The sequence below is a fragment of the Kurthia zopfii genome (assembly GCF_003143955.1).
Taxonomy (GTDB): Bacteria; Bacillota; Bacilli; order Bacillales_A; family Planococcaceae; genus Kurthia; species Kurthia zopfii.
The window spans coordinates 18,300-36,731 of sequence record NZ_QFVS01000004.1 but is presented as its reverse complement, the minus strand read 5'-3'; the positions used below and the strand labels follow the sequence as shown (position 1 = coordinate 36,731).

The 18,432-nt window shown below is 36.3% G+C and carries 20 protein-coding genes and 1 riboswitch; of the genes, 13 read left to right on the top strand and 7 right to left on the bottom strand.

Annotated elements, in window-relative coordinates; translation table 11 throughout:
* Positions 1 to 95: 95 nt before the first annotated feature.
* A riboswitch (FMN riboswitch) is annotated at positions 96 to 227 on the top strand.
* Positions 228 to 381: 154 nt separating this feature from the next.
* Positions 382 to 963 (top strand): ECF transporter S component, encoded by a 582-nt coding sequence (locus DF281_RS02520; protein ID WP_109348670.1) that lies wholly within the window; start codon positions 382 to 384, stop codon positions 961 to 963.
* A 217-nt stretch (positions 964 to 1,180) separates the two neighbouring features.
* Here DF281_RS02520 and DF281_RS02515 read toward each other — a convergent pair whose 3' ends face one another.
* Positions 1,181 to 1,735, bottom strand: coding sequence for a biotin transporter BioY (locus DF281_RS02515; protein WP_109348669.1), 555 nt, complete (start codon positions 1,733 to 1,735; stop codon positions 1,181 to 1,183).
* A gap of 324 nt (positions 1,736 to 2,059) precedes the next feature.
* Here DF281_RS02515 and DF281_RS02510 point away from each other — a divergent pair, with 324 nt between their 5' ends.
* Together DF281_RS02510 and trhO are read left to right on the top strand one after the other, a co-directional pair.
* A complete protein-coding gene (locus tag DF281_RS02510; RefSeq protein WP_109348668.1) occupies positions 2,060 to 2,467 on the top strand; it encodes a hypothetical protein in 408 nt (135 codons plus the stop codon).
* Between the two features lie 249 nt (positions 2,468 to 2,716).
* On the top strand, positions 2,717 to 3,682 hold the full coding sequence (gene trhO / locus DF281_RS02505) for an oxygen-dependent tRNA uridine(34) hydroxylase TrhO (protein WP_109348667.1): 966 nt from the start codon (positions 2,717 to 2,719) through the stop codon (positions 3,680 to 3,682).
* Positions 3,683 to 3,727: 45 nt separating this feature from the next.
* On the opposite strand, the gene DF281_RS02500 is transcribed toward trhO, so the two are convergent.
* Complete coding sequence (locus DF281_RS02500) at positions 3,728 to 4,618, bottom strand: LysR family transcriptional regulator (RefSeq protein WP_109348666.1); 891 nt, start codon at positions 4,616 to 4,618, stop codon at positions 3,728 to 3,730.
* 1 nt (position 4,619) lies between these two features.
* Positions 4,620 to 5,201 carry a metallophosphoesterase family protein gene (locus DF281_RS02495; RefSeq protein WP_109348665.1) on the bottom strand — a complete coding sequence of 194 codons (582 nt, stop codon included), beginning with the start codon at positions 5,199 to 5,201 and terminating at the stop codon, positions 4,620 to 4,622.
* 454 nt (positions 5,202 to 5,655) lie between these two features.
* Between DF281_RS02495 and DF281_RS02490 the strand changes: the two genes are divergently transcribed.
* Complete coding sequence (locus DF281_RS02490) at positions 5,656 to 6,669, top strand: NAD(P)H-dependent flavin oxidoreductase (protein WP_109348664.1); 1,014 nt, start codon at positions 5,656 to 5,658, stop codon at positions 6,667 to 6,669.
* An 82-nt stretch (positions 6,670 to 6,751) separates the two neighbouring features.
* On the opposite strand, the gene DF281_RS02485 is transcribed toward DF281_RS02490, so the two are convergent.
* The 3 genes from DF281_RS02485 to DF281_RS02475 form a co-directional block, all read right to left on the bottom strand.
* Positions 6,752 to 7,534 carry an enoyl-ACP reductase FabI gene (locus DF281_RS02485; protein ID WP_109348663.1) on the bottom strand — a complete coding sequence of 261 codons (783 nt, stop codon included), beginning with the start codon at positions 7,532 to 7,534 and terminating at the stop codon, positions 6,752 to 6,754.
* Between the two features lie 75 nt (positions 7,535 to 7,609).
* Entirely contained in the window at positions 7,610 to 7,813 is a 204-nt protein-coding gene (locus DF281_RS02480) for a hypothetical protein (RefSeq protein WP_109348662.1), read from the bottom strand.
* 193 nt (positions 7,814 to 8,006) lie between these two features.
* Positions 8,007 to 8,255 carry a ferredoxin gene (locus DF281_RS02475; protein WP_109348661.1) on the bottom strand — a complete coding sequence of 83 codons (249 nt, stop codon included), beginning with the start codon at positions 8,253 to 8,255 and terminating at the stop codon, positions 8,007 to 8,009.
* 108 nt (positions 8,256 to 8,363) lie between these two features.
* Between DF281_RS02475 and DF281_RS02470 the strand changes: the two genes are divergently transcribed.
* The 4 genes from DF281_RS02470 (at position 8,364) to DF281_RS02455 (ending at position 12,869) form a co-directional block, all read left to right on the top strand.
* Complete coding sequence (locus DF281_RS02470) at positions 8,364 to 9,386, top strand: YpbB family protein (RefSeq protein ID WP_109348660.1); 1,023 nt, start codon at positions 8,364 to 8,366, stop codon at positions 9,384 to 9,386.
* Complete coding sequence (locus DF281_RS02465; RefSeq protein ID WP_109348659.1) at positions 9,379 to 10,818, top strand: RecQ family ATP-dependent DNA helicase; 1,440 nt, start codon at positions 9,379 to 9,381, stop codon at positions 10,816 to 10,818. The genes DF281_RS02470 and DF281_RS02465 overlap by 8 nt, the downstream gene beginning before the upstream one ends.
* A gap of 75 nt (positions 10,819 to 10,893) precedes the next feature.
* Entirely contained in the window at positions 10,894 to 11,727 is an 834-nt protein-coding gene (locus tag DF281_RS02460) for a LysM peptidoglycan-binding domain-containing protein (RefSeq protein ID WP_109348658.1), read from the top strand.
* A gap of 176 nt (positions 11,728 to 11,903) precedes the next feature.
* The gene (locus tag DF281_RS02455) at positions 11,904 to 12,869 is read left to right on the top strand and encodes a YpdA family putative bacillithiol disulfide reductase (RefSeq protein WP_109348657.1); all 966 of its coding nucleotides are present in this window, start codon (positions 11,904 to 11,906) and stop codon (positions 12,867 to 12,869) included.
* Between the two features lie 93 nt (positions 12,870 to 12,962).
* Here DF281_RS02455 and DF281_RS02450 read toward each other — a convergent pair whose 3' ends face one another.
* Complete coding sequence (locus DF281_RS02450) at positions 12,963 to 13,940, bottom strand: asparaginase (RefSeq protein WP_109348656.1); 978 nt, start codon at positions 13,938 to 13,940, stop codon at positions 12,963 to 12,965.
* Positions 13,941 to 14,005: 65 nt separating this feature from the next.
* Here DF281_RS02450 and prsW point away from each other — a divergent pair, with 65 nt between their 5' ends.
* The 5 genes from prsW (at position 14,006) to rpsA (ending at position 18,096) form a co-directional block, all read left to right on the top strand.
* On the top strand, positions 14,006 to 14,686 hold the full coding sequence (prsW, locus tag DF281_RS02445; RefSeq protein ID WP_109348655.1) for a glutamic-type intramembrane protease PrsW: 681 nt from the start codon (positions 14,006 to 14,008) through the stop codon (positions 14,684 to 14,686).
* A gap of 128 nt (positions 14,687 to 14,814) precedes the next feature.
* Entirely contained in the window at positions 14,815 to 15,471 is a 657-nt protein-coding gene (locus DF281_RS02440) for a flagellar brake protein (protein WP_109348654.1), read from the top strand.
* A gap of 107 nt (positions 15,472 to 15,578) precedes the next feature.
* On the top strand, positions 15,579 to 16,253 hold the full coding sequence (cmk, locus tag DF281_RS02435; RefSeq protein ID WP_172461956.1) for a (d)CMP kinase: 675 nt from the start codon (positions 15,579 to 15,581) through the stop codon (positions 16,251 to 16,253).
* A gap of 1 nt (position 16,254) precedes the next feature.
* Positions 16,255 to 16,848, top strand: coding sequence for a lysophospholipid acyltransferase family protein (locus tag DF281_RS02430; protein WP_109348652.1), 594 nt, complete (start codon positions 16,255 to 16,257; stop codon positions 16,846 to 16,848).
* 72 nt (positions 16,849 to 16,920) lie between these two features.
* On the top strand, positions 16,921 to 18,096 hold the full coding sequence (rpsA, locus tag DF281_RS02425; RefSeq protein ID WP_109348651.1) for a 30S ribosomal protein S1: 1,176 nt from the start codon (positions 16,921 to 16,923) through the stop codon (positions 18,094 to 18,096).
* Positions 18,097 to 18,432 lie beyond the last annotated feature (336 nt).

Genomic DNA, 18,432 nt, shown 5'->3' with positions numbered 1-18,432 from the left:
TTCTGGAAAAATGAAAAAGCCTTGAATTCGAGAGATTATTCTCTTTACAATTCAAGGCTTTTTTTGTATGATTGAGGTGTACAAAATTTAATACGGTTCATCTTCGGGGCAGGGTGCAATTCCCGACCGGCGGTAATAGAATTTATTTCTTTAGCCCGCGAGCCTTAATTGGTTGATTTGGTGTAACTCCAAAGCCGACAGTATAGTCTGGATGGGAGAAGGTGAAGGTACGGCGATTTATTAAATTTTTCTATTTAATAAACGTTTATTTAATGATGCCTATTCTCCCACATGATCTTTTTCATGTGGGTTTTATTTTTAAATAGACACGCTTAATCCTAACCTCTTTTTGAAGTGATCCGCAAAAGGAGAAAACAGCATATGAAGAACAAAAAGCTTTTACGAATGATTGCGATTGGGATGATGAGTGCAATAGCGTTCCTATTACACTTAGTAAACTTTCCGATTCCGCCATTCCCAAACTTCCTTGAAGTCGATTTCGGGGATATTCCGGCATTAATTGCCGTAATCATCATGGGACCAGTGGCAGGTATTCTTGTCGAATTACTGAAAAATGTAATCGATTGGGTGTATATTGGTAGCCCAACAGGAGTACCGGTAGGACATATGGCAAACTTCGTGACAGGTCTACTCTTTATTTTACCGACTTACTTTGTTTATACGAAACTTAAAACAAAGAAAGGATTAACGATCGGTTTAATTTTAGGGACGGCTACAATGGCAATCGGAATGAGTGTATTGAATTATTTCGTCTTCATGCCAATGTATAATTACTTTTTAAATATGCCTGTAGAAACAGGTGCAGCGCTTAGAAATACGATCGTCATCGGTGTTCTACCATTCAATATTATTAAAGGTGTACTAGTTACAATCGTATTCCTTCTATTATATAGAGTGATGAATAATTGGATGATTAAACAACAAAAAGTTTTCAATAGTTAAGTGAGAAAGGCTTCTACATAGCGATATGTGGAAGCCTTTTTGAATTTTCTACTTAGGATGAAAGTGAAAAATACGTAGAATCACCAATACATTAAACATGTCCATCTTGCCAGTCCATGATCGTTGGAAGTCAATTCTTTAAAAAATGTATTCATAATGTGTACTGATAAATTGAAAAAAGGAATCGTATCAAAACGATTCCTTTCACACTGATTGATTAATTTGATATAGCAGGTAATAATCGAGCATTTAGTAAACGATCGCGCACAAGCACCCCAGCAAGTGCAGCTGCTACTGCTTTAATAACACCGACAATTAGGAATGGATATGTTCCCGCCATGAATGCAGCGTTCCAAGTAAGACCAGTACCGTATTTTAGCCAAATTGTACCGAATAATAGCGTTACAGCCATACCTAGTAAGTTTGACACAATAGCTTGACCTTTTGTGAAGCCAAATTTATTTAAGTAGATGCCCATCACGATTGCTGCAGGTAGGAAACCGACGATATAGCCGCCAGTCGGACCAGCCACAATCCCTAAGCCACCAGACATGCCGCTAAATACAGGTACGCCGATTGCGCCTAGTAATATGTAGATGAATACTGAAAGTGTACCGTAGCGTAAGCCTAGAATAGTTACGGCTAAGCCAATTGCAAAAGTTTGACCTGTAATTGGAATAAGTGGTAGTGGAATAGTGATTTGCGCGAAAATCCCGATGATTGCGGCAAATAATGCAGAAAGAATCCACATTTTTAATTTAGTGTTCGACATAATAAATCCCCTTTGAGTAAACTTGTAATAAGAAAAGGTTAACTAAAAAATATGAGATAGTCAACGATTATTTTTATGTTCTCAAATAATTATCACTAATAAATGGTATTAAATGTAAAATAATTTGCAATAATATGAGAATACTGTATAATTGCTATATTAAATAAAACGATTAAGAACATAATTATAATTATTAATACAGCAAAAAATGTAATATAAATATTAGTAGAATAGAATGGGCTATTTTAAAGGAATTTTAAATGTTTTTTTAATTGATAAAATTCTATTATGATGTTTTTTTGTTAGTTTGGGAGGAACAATAATTTGGGTGAGAGAAAGTTAATCAGTGCATTCATTACTTCACTTGCTGCATTTTTTATCTTACCGTTTTTATATTTGAACGGGGATGAACAGTTTATTGAAACGGCACTACGAATTAGTGTTTATGCGTTTCCGATTATTTTTACATATGGATTAATTATTTCTTATGTGTCAGAAAAAATTGCGAATACAAAACTAAATTCAACAGGAGTTTCTTTTATATTACATACAGCATTCGGTTCTTTATTTGCTGTTCCTGTCTTTATAGTAGAAAACTTAAGGTCGCCGGGTTTTGCCGAATTACAAATTGAATTTGTGATGGCTGGATTTACATTAGGTGCTATATTCTTTTTTGTAGATTTGATTTTAATAAGGTTTGGAAAATATCTACAACTTAAAAGTACGAATTGATTTACGACTAGAATGATCATTCAGTCGTTTTTTTTATTGTCGCTAAATCACTCAAATCGATCATGCTCCATTTTTTGTGCGAGTGGGATAATAAACCTAGAAGATTTTATTTTAATCTCTTTCATTTCGGGGGAATTCCTTATATAATAAGTCTATTGTTCATTTTTGAAGAATGAACTATGCAATGATACAGTTGTTATTGACTATCTGTGAATATCTTGCAAATATTACGTGATAGGTGGAAACCAAATGGATTACAGAGTATTACTTTATTATTTTTACACGAAAATTGAAGACCCAGCCGCTTTCTCTAAAGAGCATTTAGCTTTTTGTAAAGACTTAGAGTTAAAAGGGCGTATTCTTGTTGCTTATGAAGGCATCAACGGTACGTTATCGGGAACGGTTGAGCAAACAAATAAATATATGGAAGCAATGAAAGCTGACCCATTATTTGAAGGTATTGTTTTCAAAATTGATGAATCAGAAGGTCATTCTTTCAAAAAAATGCATGTTCGTCCTAAAAACGAACTTGTTAACTTAGGATTAGAAGAAGATGTCAATCCGCATGAATTAACAGGTCGTCATTTAGCACCTGAAGATTTCTTAGAAGAGATGAAGCGTGAAGATACAGTCGTTTTAGACGTGCGTAATACGTATGAATTCGACGTTGGTCATTTCCGTGGAGCAATTCGCCCAGAAGTGAAGAACTTCCGCGATACGCCACAGTGGGTACGTGATAACCGTGAATTATTCGAAGGTAAAAACGTCTTAACTTACTGTACTGGTGGAATTCGTTGTGAGAAATTCTCTGGTTGGATGAAGCGTGAAGGTTTTGGCGATGTTGGTCAATTACACGGTGGTGTCGCTACTTATGGTAAAGACGATACAACGAAAGGTGAACTTTGGGATGGTCAAATGTACGTATTTGATGAACGCCTAACTGTTCCAATTAACCGAATTGAGCATGTCATTGTTGGTGTGGATCATTTCGATGGTACACCATGTGAACGCTATATTAATTGTGCAGATCCTGATTGTAACGAACAAATTCTTGCTTCTGAAGAAAATGAATACAAGCATTTAGCAGGTTGTACGCATGAATGTCGCGTATCTCCACGTAACCGCTATGTAATTAAAAATGGTTTAACAGAAGAGCAAGTAAAAGAACGTTTAGCTGCAATTGGTGAAGAATACGACTTCGTAGCTGCAAAATAAATAAAAAAGACGATTTACACTTAAAAGTGTGAGTCGTCTTTTGCGTTATTCAGCATTTTTTTCATCGAAATAATCGAAAATAAATTGTTGGAAATTTTGAGCAGCGGGCGATAGATAGCGACCATCTGACCAAGCCATACCGATAATTCGCTCGACGTTGACATCGGTAATTGGAAGTTTCGTAATTCGTTTCTGATCTAAGTCATCGCCATCAGGTAAGATGGATACGCCGAGTCCAGCAGCGACGAACCCCGCAACTGTCGCAACTTCATCACCTTCAAATGTGATTTTCGGCTCGATGGTTTTTTCATTGAATAACTCATCAATTTGAATTCGTAGCGCATAACCTTTTTTCAAAAGAACGAATGATTCATTTTCTAATTCTCGAATTGTTATGGATTCTTTTTCTGCGAGTGGATGGCTACTTGGGACGATAGCTATTAGTTTTTCACGCCATAATTCACGCCATTGAATTGGTTTTTCAACATCCATATCCGCGAGTAAACATAAATCAAGATCACCTGATTTTAATTCAAGTAATTGCAGATGGGTATGATTTTGTTTAAGGGAGAAGTGAATATTTTGATTTTCTTTTCGGAAATGACGGATTAAATCTGGCACGACATTTGTTCCAAGCGTATGCAGGAATCCGAGTGACACTTCACCGTGATTTGGATCGATCACTTGCTGGATTTCAGATAAACCATCTTGATATTCACGCATAATATTATGAACGCGTTTTACGAACATTTCGCCATAACGGTTAAGATGGATTGAGCGACCTTGACGTTCGAAAAGTGGAACACCTAATTCATCTTCTAATCGTGCAATGGAGCGGCTTAATGCAGGTTGTGAAATCGATAGTATTTGGGCTGATTTGGTCATATGTTGAATTTTCGCTAAAACTTGAAAATATTCGAGTTGTTGCCATTCCATACTAATTTTCCTCCGTTTTCATAAACATAATTGTCTTTTTCGAAGAATCATATAAACACCATTCTGAATGGTCAACTATTGATCCTACATTAATTGAATACTGTGCGTTTTGTAGTTGAATTTTTTTATTAAATGAAAAAGGCTTCTTCTCACCGTTAACAAATAGGCCGGAATAGTGGCTATGGCCGAAAAATAGTAGATTGGGGAGTGAAGAATCATAGATTTGAGAAAAATCATCGGCCCATTCAAATTGATGACCATGTATTAAAGTAGCGCCATCAATCTCCATTTTTTCAGGTAGTTTTTCGAAAAGAGAGCGTCCAGTAACTTGTTGTATTCGTAATTCTTGATTGCCGAAAATCGAAGGGAAATCTATGAGTTTGTTGAACTGGTCAGTCATAATCGCAGCTTCATCAAGCGTTGCATTAGAAACTTTTTTCGCTTTTTTCTTGCCGATTTTACATTCATATAAATCACCAAGTCCCACGGTTTTTGCAAGTGGATAATTTTTCTTTATAAATTTTTTTACATACTTTGTTCGTTTATAGTCCGAGTGTAAATCACCGATTATTGCGTAAATCATTTTTTACCCCCAAAGTAATTATTGATTACATATACAAACAGTTTACCATAGTTTTAATTACAAAGACAAAAGGGTTTGGATTTTGCATTATGAAGTAAAATGGCGTTATTTTAGGTAAAAACACACAAAATAAAATTGAAATGTTATGATATAAGTAATGGTTATACCAGACGGAAATAATTTCGGGGATCATAATGAAGCAAGTTCTCGAAGTTAAGTGTTTCATATTTTTTAGGAATCTTCGTATAATACCGATGGAGCAGTTATGTCATTGGACTGGTAGAGGGAGGATTAAGTAGGCTTTGGGAAATATTAATGATTTAAAAGTGTATGAAAAAATCCTCTTGTTATTTTGTTTAAGATTAGGGAAAATATTTATTAAATATTCCTTAGTATTCTGGATGAGAAAATGAGCTAGAATCTATTAAGTAACTGCAAATATAGGGGGAGAAAAATGAATGTAATAAATGAATTCTCAATGAAGTACCCAATAATTCAAGCACCTATGGCTGGGGTGACGACTGCCGAAATGGTCGTTGCGAGTTTAGAAGCCGGTGTACTTGGGGCAATTGGTGCCGGATATATGAGTGCAAACCAAACGAGAGAAATCATAAGACAAGTGAAAAAGGAATCTACAAAGCCGTTTATGGTGAATTTATTTGCACACGAAGTACCTCCAATTGTGCAACATCAAATTTCAATTGCTAAACAAGGGTTAATCGATGCTCTAAATGATCCATTCATTAAAAAAGAAGAAATAAATTTATCAGCTTCGAAATATGATGAGCAGTTGGAAGTTGTACTAGAAGAAGGCGTGGCAATTTGTTCATTCACGTTTGGCCTTCCAACGAAAAGACAGGTCCGATTATTAAAAGACCAAGGCATGATTGTTTTTGCGACAGCGACATCAGTAGCTGAAATTAATGCAATCATCGAACTTGAATTAGATGGAATCATCTTGCAAGGAGAAGAAGCGGGTGGTCATCGCGGTTCATTTATCGATCCAATTGAATATAATCCTTTATCAACTATTTTCAAAGAAGCCAAAAAAAGAACAGAGCTGCCTTTAATCGTAGCAGGCGGTATTTCTACAAAGGCGCAAATGGATTATTTTATGAATGAAGGCGCGAGTGCAATAATGATGGGTACATTATTTTTAGTGAGTGATGAAAGTGGGGCTCCATCTGCACATAAGCAAGCGATTCTCAATGCGGAATCCAATACGACTGTAGTGACGACTTCTTTTTCAGGAAAGCCTGCAAGAGGTGTCGCAAATGAATTTATTGAGAAGATGTTAATGATGCCGGTCGCACCGTTTCCATATCAAAATGATTTAACGCAAGGTATTCGTTCTCGTGCGAAACTGAATAATGATGGGGAATATATGTCACTTTGGGCGGGAACTTCTTTATATAACGCAAAAAGTGGAACAATTAATGAAATTGTCGAAAAATTCATGCAAGAGTAAATAATTAAGTGCTATTTAAAGGGTAAAAAATAGCTCGTACCGGAAATCGCAATTGGCGACAAGTCGATACGAGCTAAAATTATTAAATTCCTAGAATATTGTAACCAGAGTCAACATAAGTTACTTCACCAGTCACACCACTAGATAGTTGGCTTAACATAACGATTGTCATATTCGCAACTTCTTCTTGTGTAATGTTTCTGCGAAGTGGAGATGCTTCTTCGATTTTATTTAAAATCTGATTGAAAGAAGGAACAGCTTTTGCTGAAATTGTTTTGATCGGTCCAGCAGAAATAGCGTTTACTCGGATATTATCTTTTCCGATGTCAGCTGCTAAATAGCGAACAGATGCTTCAAGTGCTGCTTTTGCAATTCCCATCACATTGTATCCTTCAAGAACGCGATCAGCACCTAAGTAACTCATCGTTACGATCGAACCGTTATCCGTCATATAAGGATGAGCGGCTTTCGCAACTGCGATTAATGAATAAGCACTTGTATCTTGTGCGAATGCATAACCTTCTCTAGAAGTTTCTAAAAAGCGGTTTTTTAAATCTTCTGTTAGTGAAGATGCAACAGAGTGAACAATTCCGTGGATGACTTTGCGGTTTCCACCGATTTCATCAAATGCAGTTTTAATGCTTTCATCACTATTAACATCACATTGAACAACATCATAAGTTGAAGAATCCACGTCTGCTAATAATTTCTCAAGTTTTGCTAATGAACGATCTTTACGATATGTAAAAGTAATATGTGCACCAGTTGAAAATAGTGTTTTTGCGATTCCCCAAGCGATACTTCGGTCGTTCGCTACACCCATAACAACGATATTTTTTTGATTAAAGTTTAATAAATTTTCCATAATAGCCCCCTGCGTATAGTTACTATTAGTACCTGATACTAAAATAGTAACGTACAAAGGTAATTTATGCAACTATTATTTTACGGCAAGGCCGAATACACTTTTAATCAACTGCACGGAGAAGAAGCTTGAAACAGCCGCAATCGCTAAGAATAAAGTATCCCGTAAATCAGAGCTTAATGAATAAGCTGGGAAGTATTGAGCTACTAATTCCGCGTAGGCTGCGCCAATTATAATAAATAAGACAATTTGCACTGAATAATTAAATAATAGCTTCATCTTAATCCCTCCAATGAATGTATGTATAGTAGGAATATATTCCGATTCCCCAATTAATCTCATTATAAACTGAATTGATAGAAAATTAGGAAGATTATTGCTTGTTGCGTCAGAAATTTTTTTCATGCAAAAAGGGATTCTACTTTTTATAAGTAAAATCCCTCAAAATTACATTGTAATTCACTAAAAAATACTAGTCGTATTTTAAAGCGTCCCCGTCGAATTTTTCATCGTGAACTTTGATTGAATCAGTTGGGCAACCTTCGAAAGCGTCTTCCATATCTTCCATCAAGTCTTCTGGAACTTCTGTATTTCCTGTGTTATCATCTAAAATAACGAAGGCAATACCTTCATCATCGTAATCGTAAATATCAGGTGCAGCAGCGCCACAAGCGCCACAAGCGATACATGTATCTTGGTCTACAATAGTAAACTTAGCCATATTCTATTACCTCTCCTTTTGTGTCGTTCCCAAATAGCTTCAACTATTATTCTAAAGTGCTTTTCATTTCTTTTCAAGCCAAATAACCAAATCGAGGAGGAATTTGTCGTGTTTTTTGAACAACTTCTTCAATATATCATTCAAAAGTATGAGGGACAGCGAACCCTGTTTTCTGCATACCATCTTTTAAAAGGGAAAAAGTCAGGACAAACAATTCAAGATGTTGGTTTATTTCGATTACAGCCTTATTTTCAATTGATGCCTAAATTAAAAAAAGAAATTTATTTAGAGGCGATCCAATCACTTGAATCGAAAAAAATAATCATTGTTGATAAGCATCAAAAAATAGAAGTTACTGAGCGAATCGATTTAGAAATCAACTTTGACGGATGGCATTTAAGAGGGAAGGAACATCTGTTTTTCGAGAGAATTCAACTCGCAGTTCAATCAATGTCAAATACGTTGAATCAACAAACTAAATTTCTTCCTATTGTACGAACGGATGAAGTGCATTTTTTTATCCGCCAATACTTGCTTCATATTCAATTTAAAGAGGAAACGGTTCAACAACAGTTTATTCAACAGTTCACGCAATTAGTAGAAGAAGTGGATCTTTCTGATTTAGAAAAAAATATTTTCGTCTATCGTCTAACGGGAGCATATCAAATTGGTTGGACATGGCGACAGCTGAGTGAGAAATTACACATTAGTGAAATAGACGTTCAACTACATTTCATTCATTCATTACATAAAATAGTACATTTTTTAAAAAATGTTCATTTAGACCTCTTAAATCCATTATTGCATAGTATTTTTTCGGAAAACGTATTAACGGAATCTACCCAAAAAACAATTGAATTACTTCAAAATGGATATTCAATGGAACAAATTAGTCAATACAGACGTTTGAAGCTAGGGACAATCGAAGATCATATTGCCGAGTATGCTATGTATGATCGCAGATTCGACATCTCAAATTTTGTGAATGATGAAACTGTATCGAAAATTAAAAATGTAGTTCTGCACGTTGGAAATAAGAAGTTAAAACCAATAAAAGAGAAAGTGGACGAAGCGAGTTATTTTCAAATTCGTCTAGTTTTAGCATGGATGGAAGGTGATAGTCATGCTTGAATCGTTTTTGAAAAAGCATTTTGGTTATGAATCGTTCCGAACGGGTCAAAAGGAAGTAATCGAAGCGGTGATCGACAAGCAAGATGTAGTGGCGCTACTGCCAACGGGAAGCGGGAAATCAATTTGCTATCAACTGCCCGCGTATATTTTAGATGGCGCAGTACTTGTCATTTCGCCCCTTTTATCTTTAATGCAAGACCAAGTTGAACAATTAAAGAAAAATGGTGAGAAAAGAGTTATTGCGATCAACTCTTTTTTAACGAGGGATCAGCGTCAACAAGTTTTCTCAAATTTATCAAATTATCGCTTTATTTTTGTATCGCCAGAAATGTTTAGTTCAAATATGTTCCAAAATGCTATTCGAGATGTGAAATTATCATTAATAGCAGTTGATGAGGCGCATTGTATATCTCAATGGGGATTCGATTTTCGACCTGAGTATTTACAAATTGGAGAATTTTTAAATAGAGGTAATCGTCCGCCAATTTTAGCTTTAACTGCAACAGCTACAGAACAAGTTATTTTAGATATACAAAATTATTTAGGAATGAAAGAAGCGACAAAATGGATTTCTTCAGTTGATCGACTGAATATTGCTTACCAAGTTATTCGAACATCCAATCATTCGGAAAAAAATAATTGGATTATACAGCATGTGGCGGAAACGGTTGGACCAGGAATCGTGTATACGCAATCTCGTAAAAAAACATTAGAAATAACAAATTTACTAAAAGAGAAAAATGTTCGTGTTGAAGCGTATCACGCAGGAATGGATGCACAAGATCGCCAATTGATTCAACATCAATATATCGCGGGTGATTTAGATTGGATTATCTCGACTAATGCTTTTGGAATGGGTGTTCATAAGCCGGATATCCGCCAAATTATTCATGATCATATGCCGAGTAATACTGCGAGTTATGTACAGGAAGTTGGTCGTGCTGGGCGAGATGGTGAACAATCCTACGCGACATTACTCTACAGTAATGAAGATGAGAAATTTACAAAGTCAGTTGCGACAATGGATTATCCGAATGAATATCAAATGGAGCAGTATGACAGCTATCGTTTACAAGGAATCAATCCTACTGCTATGGTGACAGATCATGTAATAGCCGAAACGAGTTTTAGAATATTGCATTATTGGATGAGCCGTTTTTCACTTGATGAAGTAAAGGTTCAAATTCAAAAAATGCAAATTGAAAAAATAAATGAAGTAGAATTGCTTAAAAATAGTTTATTAGGGGAACAGTGTATAAGAAAAGGGTTAAACCGGTATTTTGGTCAAAATTTGGAAAGTAAACCAACACTTTGTTGTTCGAATTGTGGACTTCCCGATTCTTTTATTCCAATTAATCCAAAAGAATTAGTGAAAGCTGCCGATGAACTATCATGGAAGGACCGAATTACTCAATTATTTATGGTGAAATAGAGAGATTCATTTACTTTTATAGATAAAATAGTCATAATATAATTATCATTACTTATAGAAAGAGAGGGGATACCCATGTCTCAGAATGATTATAAAGAAAGTGTTGAGGAACATCGTCAATCAATTGATGTTGATGGCAATGGGGCGGGTGGTAAACCTACACGAGTATCTCGCAAGCAAGCAGAAGCTGCGCGTAAAGGAAGTAGACCATCTAAAAAGAATAAAAACAATTCATTACTAACGGTTTTGGCAGTTATATTTGTCATGATTCCCGTGTCAATTCTTGTTTTTAAATTCGTCATTAGTCCATCGGTAGATGATGCATCAAAAGCACCTAAAGAAACTCCAAGTGAAAATGTTCAGATTGAAACAAATAAAGACCCAAAAGAGCCTAGTGATTCAGGTCAAACAAAGGATCCAAATGCTAGTGCTTCAAAAAATGATTCTTCTAAAGAAGATCAAGCGAAAGAAAAAGCAGCGAAAGAGAAAGCTGCAAAAGAAAAAGCAGCAAAAGAGAAAGCAGCGAAAGAAAAAGCTGACAAAGAAAAATTAGCAAAAGATAAGGCAGACAAAGAACAAGCTAAAAAAGATAAACTTGCACAAGAAAAAGCCGAAAAAGAACGTCTTGCAAAAGCAAAGGCTGACAAAGAAAAGTTAGCGAAAGAAAAAGCTGATAAAGCAAAAGCTGACAAAGAAAAAGGTAAAACTGAGCAAGTTGTGAAATCAAACGCGTACTTACAAGCAATTCAAGGCGGTTATCTTCACAATGCAGTTGCTGGCGATACAATTCAAAGTATTTCAATTAAGTATTACGGCAGTGAAGCATATGTTGGGAAGATTAAACAACTAAACGGCATCAGTTCTGATAAAGTACCACCTGGCACAAAAGTAGCGCTTATTAAACCATAGTGAATGAAAAGTTATTTCAAGTAATAGGAGTGAGATTGTAAGTTTCCATGTTGAAACTGCAGTCTCACTCTTTCTTTTTAAATGAAAAATGATTATCCGAGTAATTTACTATGAAATCTAGTTTGGAAAAGAGTATAATCAATGAATGAAATGTTTTTATTGAGGGAGTGACCGTTATGCGTCAAGAAGATGCCATTGTTGTTGGCGGAGGACCATGTGGACTATCTGCAGCAATTGCTTTAAAAGAGATTGGTTTGAACCCAATCATTATCGAAAAAGGAAATATCGTGAATGCGATTTATAATTATCCGACACACCAAACATTTTTCAGTTCGAGTGAGAAATTAGCAATCGGGAATGTGCCGTTCATTATTGAACAGCAAAAACCGAAAAGAAATCAAGCGCTCGTCTATTATAGAGAAGTTGTAAAACTAAAAGAATTAACAATTAATCGTTTTGAAACAGTGGAATTTGTCCATAAAGTAAATGAACAATTCATTGTCAAAACTGATAAAGACGAGTATCAAACGCCATATGTTGTCATTGCGACTGGTTATTATGATCACCCGAACTACATGGGGATCCCGGGAGAAAATCTTGAAAAAGTAAAACATTATTTTAAAGAAGGTCATCCGTACTTTGATACAGATGTATTAATTGTTGGCGGGAAAAACTCAGCAATCGATGCAGGTCTTGCGCTACATAAAGCGGGCGCTCGTGTAACCGTTGTATACAGAGGAGAGGTTTATTCACCAAGTATTAAGCCTTGGGTACTACCGGACTTTGCAGCACTTGCTCGCAATGGCGAAATTAATATGATGTTCAATACTTCTGTGAAAGAGATTTCTGATTTGGACGTAACAATCATTGAGAATGGCGTCGAAAAAACAGTGAAAAATGATTTCGTATTTGCGATGACTGGTTATCATCCTGATCACGACTTTATTCGTGAAATGGGTGTACTTGTTGATGAAGAAACGGGTAGACCGTATTGTGATGAAGAAACGATGGAGACGAATGTCGAAGGGTTGTTCATTGCGGGAGTTATTGCAGCAGGGAATAATGCCAATGAAATATTTATTGAAAATGGTCGATTCCACGGTGATCAAATTGCCAAATGTATTCAATCAAAAACGAAATAAATAATGAACCATTGCCGGTGAAAAGTACCGGTTTTATGTGACCGATAGATAAAAAGAGTAAGTTTGGATTTTGAACCCCAAACTTACTCTTTTTTAGTTATTATGGAAAAATTCGGCGATGTTCAATGAACAATCATTTTGATTCAATGCGACTAACAGTTTCAAACGAGCCTTTTGGCCATTAATTCCGTTCGTATAAATAGCACCTAAATCTTCTAACATTTTACCGCCACCAACATAGCCGTAAACGCCTTGTGCAATCCCATTGAAACAACGCGACACGACAACGACAGGAACATCATCTTGGATTAGATTTTCGACACTTTCCACGATTGAAGGGGGAACATTCCCTTGCCCTAATCCTTCAATTACGACGCCATCATATTTTGCTAAACGTACGGCATCAAAAATATCCGCTTCCATACCAGCATATGTTTTTAACATCGCAACGCGCTTCGTTAAATGGTCGATTTCTACAAATTCACGCATGACAGGCGAGTGGTGAAAGTGGATGTTCTTGTTCGTAATTAAGCCAATCGGTCCGTATTGAGGAGATTGGAACGTTGCAACATTACTCGTAGATGTTTTCGTCACATTGGCAGCAGCATGAATTTCATCATTCATGACAACTAGTACACCTTGACCATGTGCGTGATCTTCACAAGCTACTCGAATTGCCGCTACTAAATTGTAAATACCGTCTGAACCGATCTCATTTGATGAACGCATTGCACCCGTAAGTATGATTGGCACACTCGTACTAATTGTTAAATCTAAAAAATAGGCAGTTTCTTCTAAAGTATCCGTACCATGTGTGATGACAACGCCGTCATATTCATGAACGACCAATTCCGCTTGAATAATATTTCGAAGTTGAAGCATATGTTCCGGCGTCATATGAGGAGAGGGAAGGTTGAATGCATCAATTTCACTAATATGCGCAAATTTCTCTAACTTTTTACTCTCTTTCGTTAAAGGGTTTACGACGTCTGGGACGACAGCACCGCTTTCTTCGTTTACGTGCATCGAGATCGTGCCACCTGTATGAATTAGTAAAATTTGTTTTTTCATTATGAACCTCCTAGTTATGACTCCGTTTCAAATGATATAATAGTAACCTGGAAAGGAGTTTTGTCATGCTAATTTTAATATCTGTTGCAATTGCACCTGGTTTAGCGTTGTTTTGTTTCTTCTATTTACGAAATCAAATGGCAACCGAGCCACGAAAAACATTGCTTCAAACATTTATCTATGGCGCCATTCTAACATTTCCAATCATGTTTTTACAGTATGTATTTAAAGAAGAACAAGTTTTTTCTTCTCCTATTATACAAGATGTTTTCTTTTCCAGTGTGATTGAAGAATTTTTTAAATGGTTAATTTTAATTTTACTCATTTATCATCATGTTGAATTTGATGATCCATATGATGGCGTTTTATATGGTGTCGCGGTGTCGCTCGGCTTTGCGACCATTGAAAACATTATGTATATCATGTCCTACGGTGTGCATACAGCGTTTTTGAGAGCGATTTTACCGGTGTCCAGCCATGCGTTACTCGGCGTTTTAATGGGCTATTATCTCGGAAAAGCTAAATTTAGCAAAATGAATAATAATTATCAACTCAGGTTTATGGCATTATTTGCGCCAATGCTCCTTCATGTGTTGTACAATATGATCTTCACTTCGCAACAAAATTGGGTCTACTTTATGATTCCTTTCATGCTCTTTTTATGGTGGTTTGGATTGAGAAAAGTCAAACAAGCACATATCGCACTCGTACATTTAATAGCAGAACAAAAGAAAGAGCGTCAATAAAAAAGTTGACCTCTTTCAAAGATGGTTCTTTTGAATCATTTTTATGACTGAAGACTTAAAATATTGTAGCAAAAGTCATTTAATAATGTCATAATATACATAATAATGAAGAATGATAGGTGAATAACATGGATATTAAATTAGGTTCCAATATATTGTTATCTCCATTTGATGAAGATACGGACGAGAAATTCAAGTGCAAAGTGGTCGAGCATAAAGATCAAGTTCTATATATTGATTATCCTGTAAGTACAATTACACATCGCACCGCTTTTTTAGTAGAAGGTACGAGATTTAGAGCTACATATATTGATGAGTCAAAAATAGGTTATGCGTTTAAAACGACAGTCATCGGACGTGAAAAAGGGAATATTCCCACGATTAAACTAGCCTTACCGCCGGATCAAGAATTTGAAAAAGTGCAGCGTAGAGAGTTCGTACGTGTTGAAACGCCAGTTGATGTAGCAGTTTGTCGAGATGATACATTTAATCAATATGTTGCAGAAGACATTAGCGCAGGTGGTTTAGCGATTGTCACGAATGATGCAACGAGTTTTAAACCGTATGAGATTGTCGATTTAACGATTGTTCTACCATTTGGAAATCGAGCGGATGGCATTAAGTATGTCGAAACGTCTGCTGAAGTCATCCGTGTATTTGAACGCGATGGTGTCATGGTCGTTCCACTTAAATTCACTGAAACAGATGAAATTGATAAACAAGCAATTATTCGCTTCTGTTTTGAAAGACAGTTACTGATGCGTAAAAAGGAAACGAATATTTAAAGAGAAACGAGGCATTCTTTTCATAGAGAATGTCTTTTCTAGTGTCTAAAAAGAGTGTTAAATTCACGTTTTGTGGTACAATATTACGGAAGAAAGGGTTGAATTACGTGACGAAAAAAATTCAAATCGCAATTGACGGACCAGCAGGAGCTGGCAAAAGTACAATTGCTAAAATTGCAGCTGAAAAATTAGGTTACACATATATTGATACAGGAGCTATGTATCGCGCATTAACTTTAAAAGCATTAACTGAAAAAATTGATTTATCGAGTGAGCAAGCAGTAACTGACTTACTAAAAAACTCAACTATCGAATTAAAACCATCACCACAAGGTCAACTTGTATTTTTAGATGGAGTAGATGTGTCAAGTGAAATTCGTTCAAATGAAGTGACAAGCAATGTATCAAAAGTTGCTGCTCATGCTTCAATGCGCGCGATTATGGTTGAACTTCAATATGATATGGCAGTTAAAGGTGGCGTAATCATGGATGGCCGTGATATCGGTACAGCTGTATTACCAAAAGCAGAGTTAAAAATCTTCATGTCTGCTACTGTAGAAGAACGCGCTCGCCGTCGTTTTGAAGATAACCAACAACGTGGAATTGAATCATCATTCGAATCTCTAAAAGAAGAAATTGCGTTACGCGATAAAATGGATAGCGAACGTGAAGCTTCACCTTTAGTGCAAGCTGAAGATGCTATTTTCGTTGATACAACGCATTTGAACATCGAACAATCAGCAGAAGAAATCTTAAAGTTAGCGACTGAAAGGATGTCATAGTATGGAATTTTATCAATTTGCTCGATCAGTTGTATATGGTGCATTAAAACCCTTTTACCGCTTTGATATAATTGGTAAAGAACATTTTCCTAAAGAGGGTGGCGTATTGCTATGTTCAAATCATATTGATGCACTTGATCCACCAGTAGTAGGGATTACAGCTCCTAGACCTGTGAACTTTATGGCAAAGGAAGAATTGTTTAAGTTACCGATTCTAAAGGGTATATTACCAAAAGTACATGCATTTCCAGTGAAGCGTGGACTGAGTGACCGCCAAGCCTTAAGAACGGCAGTCAATTTATTAAAAGACGGCCAAGTAGTCGGACTTTTTCCAGAGGGAACTCGAAATCGTACAGGGCAGCTAGGCAAGGGGTTTTCAGGAGCAGGTTTCTTTGCGTTACGCGGAAATGCTGTTGTTGTGCCGTGTGCAATTATCGGACCGTATAAAATTTTCCGTAAAGTGAAAGTCGTATATGGTGAAGCAATTGATATGGAACCATATAGAGAAAGCCGTGCCAAACCGGAAGAAGTGACGGAAGTAATCATGGCACATATCCAAAAATTATTAGATGAACATCACCCTCAAAATAAATAATAACGGGTAATTTTTGTTTTTATGAAGGAAATCTACTAAAATAAAGGTAACTGAAGCGAAGGAGGATTACATATGTCTGAAGAGATGAATGTGAATGAATTACCAGAAGTTCAAGAAGGTACAATTGTAAAAGTAACGGTTGAGTCAGTTGAGGATAACCGTGTGATTGTTTCAATCCCAAATGCAAAGTACGATGGTATTATCCCAATTAGCGAGCTATCAAGTTTACATGTTGAAAAAGCATCTGATGTTGTTTCAATCGGTGATGAATTTGAGGCGATGGTTACAAAGGTAGAAGAATCATCTGTAGAATCAGAAGAAAAAACGGGCAATTACGTACTTTCAAAACGTAAAGTCGACGCAACAATTGCTTGGAAGAAATTAGAACAACAATTTGAAGATGGCGAAGTGATTGAAGCCGAAGTGAAGGATGTCGTAAAAGGTGGACTAGTGGTCGACCTTGGCGTACGTGGTTTCGTTCCAGCTTCATTAGTGGAAGATCATTTTGTGGAATCTTTTGAAGACTATAAAGGTAAGACGATTTCATTTAAAATCGTAGAAATGGATCAAGAGAAAAATCGCCTAATTTTATCTCACCGTGCTGTTGTTCAAGATCAAAAAGAACAGCAAAAAGGTGAAGTAATTCAAACGATTAAAGTTGGTTCTGTCATGGAAGGTACTGTTCAACGTCTTGCTGCATTTGGAGCATTCGTAGACCTTGGAGGCATTGATGGTTTAGTGCATATTTCCCAAGTAGCTTACGAACATGTTGAAAAGATTGAAGATGTCCTAAAAGAAGGTCAAAAAGTGAATGTCAAAGTTCTAGCTGTTGATCCTGATGAAGGGCGTGTTTCATTATCAATCAAGGAGACACTTGGTGATCCTTGGAGTGTTGTACATGAGAAAGCACCAAAAGGTACAGTATTAACAGGTACAGTTCGACGCCTAGTAACATTTGGAGCGTTCGTTGAAATTCTACCTGGTATCGAAGGTTTAGTGCATATTTCGCAAATCGCGCATAAGCATATTAATACCCCACATGAAGTTCTTCAAGAAGGACAAGAAGTGGAAGTGAAAGTGCTTGAAGTCAACGAAAGCGACAAGCGAATTGCTTTAAGTATTAAAGCTTTAATTGCCGATGAAGGCGCTCCAGAAGAAGTGACGGATTACGAATTACCTGAGCAAGAAACAGGGTTCTCATTCGGCGACATTCTTGGTGAGAAATTAAAAGATTTCAATAAAGAATAATCATTCATCAAAAGTAGTGAGACTTGCCATGTGCAACTCACTACTTTTTTGTATTATAAAAGTTGATACGAGGCCAAATGTTCGGATGAAAGAAATCGTGCGCCATTTGTATGCGTTCTTTCTGAAAGTCTAACAAAGAAACCGATAAATAGAATAGAAGCAAAAATCTTGGTCAGCGAACTAAAAAAAGAAAAGTAGAAATTATGACGTAAATGTAATTGAAATCATGAACTTTAATGAAGCAACTGACGGTTTTTCTTTCCATAGTTCGATTTCTTTGATAAAATAGATATACTATAAACAATGAGTGGTTAGGTGATGGACCCCCATCATCTT